A 6,100-nucleotide genomic window follows, 5' to 3' on the forward strand; every position below is an offset into this window, starting at 1 on the left:
ACCATGCAAAGCAAATCTACTGTAGAAGAAATTAAAGAAAGATTTGACAAGGATGTTGAGCGATTTTCTAATTTAGAGACCGGCCAGCAAGCGACAATCGACGCACCATTATGCATGGAATTGATTGCAAATGCCGCTTTAGCTACTAGCCCTAAAGCAGAAAATTTATTAGATATCGGCTGTGGTGCTGGGAATCTTTCCCTAAAGGTATTGCAGCATTTTCCTCAGATGAACAGTGACCTGCTGGATCTAAGTCAACCTATGCTAACCAAGGCCAAAGACAGGGTTTCTTGGGCCACTACAGGCAAGGTTAACACCATTCAAGCTGACCTCAGGGATGCTAAATTGGAAGAAGGTAAATATGACATTATCATTGCGGCAGCAGTTTTGCACCACCTTAGAGATGAGCAAGATTGGGAAAATGCCTTTACCAAAATTTTCAAACTTTTGGCGCCAGGGGGTAGTTTATGGATTTCAGATCTCGTAAAACACGATAATCCAGAGATTCAGAAAATGATGTGGTATTGGTACGGTAGCTACTTGGAAAAACTAAATGGAGTTGAGTACCGTGAGAATGTTTTCGATTACATAGAAAAAGAAGACAGCCCAAGGTCTTTGCTTTTTCAAGTGAACCTAATGGAAAAAGTAGGATTTACCGGCATAGAAATCTTGCACAAGCATTGCTGTTTTGCTGCTTTTGGTGGTAGTAAACCTAAATAATCAAGATGTAGCATGAAATTTCACTGGAAGAGATGCACTTCTATAGAAATATATGACGGTACATTTCTTCCAGTTTACTTACAGCCAGAACCTCGATTTGGTATTTGTCTAGTTCTAGGCCTTTGATAGCGTATCGGGAAAGCATAATTTTTTTGAAACCCATTTTTGCCGCTTCTGCAATTCTATTCTCAATCCTGTTTACAGCACGGACTTCTCCTCCCAAGCCAATTTCTCCGGCAAAACAAATTCCAGGATCTATTGCCTTGTCTTCATAGGAAGAGATAATAGAAGCCACAACAGATAAATCCAATCCTGGGTCATCCACCCTAAGTCCTCCGGCGACATTAAGAAATACATCTTGTTGCCCCAATCGCATGCCTCCTCTTTTTTCTAAAACTGCCAACAACATGTTCAGTCGTTTGGCATCGTGACCAGTACTGCTCCTTTGAGGAGTGCCATATGTGGCGGGACTGACCAGGGACTGAATTTCGATCAATAATGGTCTGTTGCCTTCAAGCATTGCCCCAATGGCCACACCATTTAATTGCTCATCCCGCTGCGTCATTAATATTTCAGAAGGATTGGTAACAGGCCTCAGTCCATTGGCATGCATTTCATAAATGCCCAATTCATTGGTAGATCCAAACCTGTTTTTAGAGGTGCGTAGAATTCTATAACTTAAATGTCTGTCACCTTCAAACTGCAAAACTGTATCCACCATATGTTCCAAGATTTTCGGTCCTGCGATGGTTCCATCTTTGGTGATATGGCCAATTAGGAAAACAAGTGTTCCTGTTTCTTTGGCAAACTTCATTAGTTCGGCAGTACATTCCCTCACCTGACTGACCGATCCTGCAGCTGACTCTACATATTGGCTGTGGAGGGTTTGGATGGAATCGATGACCAGAAGGTCTGGTTTCAGTAATTCGATCTGTTGAAAGATATGTTGGGTTTTGGTCTCTGAAAGTACAAAGCACTCGTCGGAATGGTGCTTCATTCGCTCACTACGCATTTTTATCTGGGTTTCACTTTCCTCTCCAGAGACGTAAAGCACCTTTGTATTTGAAAGCATCAAAGCAATCTGCAACATAAGCGTAGATTTACCTATCCCCGGTTCACCGCCTATTAAAACCAAAGATCCAGGCACTATTCCCCCACCCAGTACCCGGTCCAGTTCTACATCACCAGTGATCAGGCGAGATTGTTCTTCAAAGGTTATTTCCTTTAAGGGTTTGGGTTGGTTGGCTTTTTTGCTGCTATTGCTACTCGCTTTCCAACCGCCTCTTTGGGTTTCTTCCTTTTGCACAACTTCTTCTACAAAAGTATTCCATTCTCCACAGGAGGGACATTTACCTGTCCACTTGGGACTTTCTACGCCACAGTTTTGACAAAAAAAGGAGGTCTTTATTTTAGCCACAGTTAATTTAATTGGTAAGCGGTCAGTAATTATTTCGTAGGAGGATATTTAGGAATGGGTCTTTTTAGAAGACCACATTAATGGGCTTCCAGCCAGTCCTTTCCCACTCCTACTTCTACTTCCAGAGGAACGGCGATCTTAATGGCATTGCTCATTAGTAGTGGTATCTCTTTTTTCAAAAGCTCCACTTCATCCTTATGCGCATCAAAGACCAATTCATCATGTACCTGAAGGATCATTTTAGACTTCAATTTTTCCTTTATCATCCAGTCTTGCACATGGATCATGGCCAATTTGATCATGTCCGCAGCAGATCCTTGGATAGGAGCGTTGATGGCATTTCTTTCTGCAAAGCCTCTCATGGTGGCATTCCTGCTATTGATGTCTCGGAGGTACCTTCTTCTGCCTAAGATGGTTTCCACATATTCGTTTTTCCTTGCCTTTTCTATGCACTCATCCATATAGGCTTTTACTGCAGAAAATTCCTTAAAGTAAGCATCAATTATTTCCTTGGCTTCTCCTCTTGGGATTTTTAATCGTTGAGACAAACCAAAGGCGGAGATGCCATAAATAATCCCAAAATTGGCTGTTTTTGCTTTTCTACGCATGTCTCCGGTTACCTCCTCAAGAGGAACCTGGAATATTTTGGCAGCGGTGGTAGCATGAATGTCACGGCCTTGTTTGAATGCTTCTATCATTGATTCATCCTGAGAGAAGGCCGCCATAATCCGCAATTCTATCTGGCTGTAATCTGCTGCTAGGATGGCATGGTTTTCATCCCTTGGGACAAATGCTTTCCGTATTTCCCTCCCTCTTTCTGTTCGGATAGGGATATTTTGAAGGTTGGGATTGTTAGAAGAAAGCCTTCCTGTAGCGGCTACAAATTGATTATAGGTGGTGTGTATTCTTCCAGTTTTAGGATTGATTAAAGTAGGTAGGGCATCCACATAGGTGGACTTTAGTTTTACCAATTGCCTAAAATCTAAAATAGCCTGAGCGATTTCATGCTCAGCGGCCATTTTACTTAGCACCTCTTCACCAGTTGCATATTGCCCGGTCTTGGTTTTTTTTGCTTTTGGATCTAGCTCCAGCTTGTTAAAAAGAATTTCTCCCAACTGTTTTGGAGAGGCCAGATTAAAGGTCTCCCCAGCCAATTCATAAACCCTTGCTTCAATCTCCCTGCTTTCCTTTTCCAAGGTTACAGACATTTCTTTAAGGCTTTCGGTATCTATCCTTATACCTTCAAATTCCATTGCTGCCAATACTTCAATCAGAGGGCTCTCTACTTCTAGCAAGAGTTTTTCAAGATGATTCTCCTTAATGATTGGGTCTAGTTTGGTTTTTAATTGCAGAGTGATATCGGCATCTTCCGATGCGTATGGAACCACCTCATCAGGGGCTACATCCCGCATATTGCCTTGATTCTTTCCTTTTTTGCCAATAAGACTTTCAATAGAAACCGGTTTGTAATTAAGGTATTGCTCTGCCAACCAATCCATGGAATGTTTGCCTTCTGGCTCTATCAAGTAATGGGCAAGCATTGTGTCATACAGTTTTCCTTTTACGGAAATACCATAATTCATCAATACAAGGATATCATATTTAATGTTTTGTCCGATTTTTAAAATGTCTTCCGCCTCAAAAACTGGTTGAAGAAGGGAAAGAGTTTTATCTGCCTCAGCTTTATCTTCTGGGAAGGGTATATAGTATGCTTCGGAAGTAATGTAGGAAAAAGAGATTCCTACCAACTCTGCTTTATTTGGATTGATAGACGTGGTTTCCGTATCGAAGCAAATTTCCTTTTGTTTTAAAAGGTAGGACACCAATTCAGAAATGGCAGTTTCTCCCTCTACTTTGTGGTAGTCATGGGGGAGACTGAAAAGTGTATTCATCGCTTCGGTATCGGCTATGGGAGGAATTTGCTCCGTGTCATCGGCAGCAGTAGCTTCTGTGCTAGGGCTTCCTGTAAACAAACCCAATTGTTCATCAACCTTTATCTTAGACTTTTTAACGGATTCGCCGAAGACCCTTTTTGTGAGTGTCCTGAATTCCAGTTCAGCGAACAAAGCTTTTAGGCTCTCTTCATTGGGTGGCTCAACAACAAAATCATCTGCATGATATTCTATGGGAACATCTATCATGATCGTAGCCAATTCTTTGGATAAGATGCCTTGCTGACCAAAGTTCTCTACATTTTCCTTTTGCTTACCTTTTAATTGGTCTGTGTTTTTGACCAATTCCTCAACCGATCCAAACTGCTTGAGGAGTTTTACAGCCGTTTTTGCACCAATTCCAGGGATTCCTGGAATATTATCTACCGCATCTCCCATCAGACCCAGTATATCTCTTACCTGATCTACATTTTCTATATCCCATTTGGCGCAGATCTCTTTTGGTCCCATTACATCTACTGCATTGCCCATAAAAGCTGGCTTGTAAAGGTAAATATGATCATCTACCAACTGTCCATAGTCCTTGTCAGGGGTCATCATGTAAACAGTATAGCTGCTTTTTTCAGCTTGTTTTGCTAGAGTTCCTATGATGTCATCCGCCTCGTAACCATCAAGTTCAAGGGAAGGGATATTAAAAGCTTTAACGATTTGCTTTACCCAAGGAATACCCACGGAAATGTCTTCAGGTTGTTCTTGGCGGTTTGCCTTATAGGATTCATACTGTACATGTCTAAATGTAGGGGCAGAGGTATCAAATACCACGGCAATATGGGAAGGTTTTTCTTTTTCCAAAATCTCCAACAAAGTATTGGTAAATCCCAGCATGACGCCGGTGTTTAATCCTTTGCTATTGATTCTGGGGTTTTTGCTGAAAGCAAAATGCGCCCTATAGATTAGCGCCATAGCATCCAGTAAGAATAGTTTTTTGTTGGCTTTAGACATTTCTAGGTATGTTTTTGAAGTATTAGGCTTCTTTCAATGGGTAAATATACAAACAATTTCAGCCTAAGTTAATGAAATTTGGGGAATGGATGAGAGTATAAAAAGAGGTATATCAAGTCATTTTAGTGTAAGATCAAATAAATCAATTAAATTGGTAAGATTATTGATGTTCAAATGTTTTGCCCTTATTCATAAAAGGTGTATTAAATAAAAATTAATAAGGTTTAACAATAAATTTAACGAAAATGAAGAAGATAGCTTACTTATTATCTTTGGTATTTCTCTTTACAAGTCTGGCACCTGCAGCCATGGCCAAGGACGGAGACAGTAATCCGGAGAAGAAAGAATTGAGTCCTGAAGATCAGGCAAGGCTGAAGGAATTAGACAACAGAATACTTGAAATCAAAGCCATGGATTTTAAGTCAATGGATAAAAGTGAAAAGAAAGAAATCCGCAAGGAGCTGAGAGAGATTAACAAAGAGGCAAAAGAGCGTGGAAGTGGTATTTATATTTCTACAGGAGCAATCATCATTATTTTATTATTGATTCTTATTCTGTAATAAATTATCACTGGTTATAGCATAAAAAAATGGCTGGGGTTTTATCTTAAACCGCAGCCATTTTTTTTTCTCATGAGATTTTCAAATAAGAAATTGAGTAAATCCTGTATTCATGGGTGATTTTTAACTCGGATTATGCAATAGGATTTCTCCGCCCTGACAATGGTCAGGGGTGAAGCCTGTCCCGTGTTTACGGGAAGTGTTGCAATCGCAAGAAAATCAGGCTGTTTGAAGATTTCAGCATAGCACCCCTATGGTGAAATTGAAAATAGCAACGAAGTGGCTGATTTTAAAGCGATTTCAGCACGTAATAGAATGTCTATTCCATATTTCGGGTTTAATGTTTTATTCAGGAAGTGTTTGCAAGTACTTTCTTACCTCCGAAGCTTTCCATAACATTATCCCTATGACTAATAGACATAGGGCTTCATTAAAAATAATATGGAAAGCAATTCGTTTGTTCCATTCTAAATTGGGCATATATAGAAGCAGGAAAGTAAGGATGCTTA

4 protein-coding genes are annotated in these 6,100 nt (G+C 40.3%); 2 read left to right on the forward strand and 2 right to left on the reverse strand.

Translation table 11 applies throughout. The features are described from left to right. Positions 1 to 3 precede the first annotated feature (3 nt). Positions 4 to 720: a class I SAM-dependent methyltransferase gene (locus AC13EX_RS01005; RefSeq protein ID WP_482891193.1), complete on the forward strand. Its 717-nt coding sequence runs from the start codon at positions 4 to 6 to the stop codon at positions 718 to 720. Between the two features lie 40 nt (positions 721 to 760). Here AC13EX_RS01005 and radA read toward each other — a convergent pair whose 3' ends face one another. After that, positions 761 to 2,137 carry a DNA repair protein RadA gene (gene radA, locus AC13EX_RS01010; protein WP_482891194.1) on the reverse strand — a complete coding sequence of 459 codons (1,377 nt, stop codon included), beginning with the start codon at positions 2,135 to 2,137 and terminating at the stop codon, positions 761 to 763. A gap of 77 nt (positions 2,138 to 2,214) precedes the next feature. Beyond that, positions 2,215 to 5,031 carry a DNA polymerase I gene (gene polA, locus AC13EX_RS01015; protein ID WP_048641787.1) on the reverse strand — a complete coding sequence of 939 codons (2,817 nt, stop codon included), beginning with the start codon at positions 5,029 to 5,031 and terminating at the stop codon, positions 2,215 to 2,217. 245 nt (positions 5,032 to 5,276) lie between these two features. Here polA and AC13EX_RS01020 point away from each other — a divergent pair, with 245 nt between their 5' ends. After that, positions 5,277 to 5,591 carry a hypothetical protein gene (locus AC13EX_RS01020; RefSeq protein ID WP_048641788.1) on the forward strand — a complete coding sequence of 105 codons (315 nt, stop codon included), beginning with the start codon at positions 5,277 to 5,279 and terminating at the stop codon, positions 5,589 to 5,591. The last annotated feature ends 509 nt before the right edge of the window (positions 5,592 to 6,100 follow it).

The sequence above is a fragment of the Cyclobacterium sp. L-R genome (genome assembly GCF_056859355.1).

Bases quoted from the DNA above. Each gene is read 5' to 3' on its own strand.
- polA (WP_048641787.1), bottom strand. From the start codon at position 5,031: ATGTCTAAAGCCAACAAAAAACTATTCTTACTGGATGCTATGGCGCTA.
- AC13EX_RS01005 (WP_482891193.1), top strand. From the start codon at position 4: ATGCAAAGCAAATCTACTGTAGAAGAAATTAAAGAAAGATTTGACAAG.
- AC13EX_RS01020 (WP_048641788.1), top strand. From the start codon at position 5,277: ATGAAGAAGATAGCTTACTTATTATCTTTGGTATTTCTCTTTACAAGT.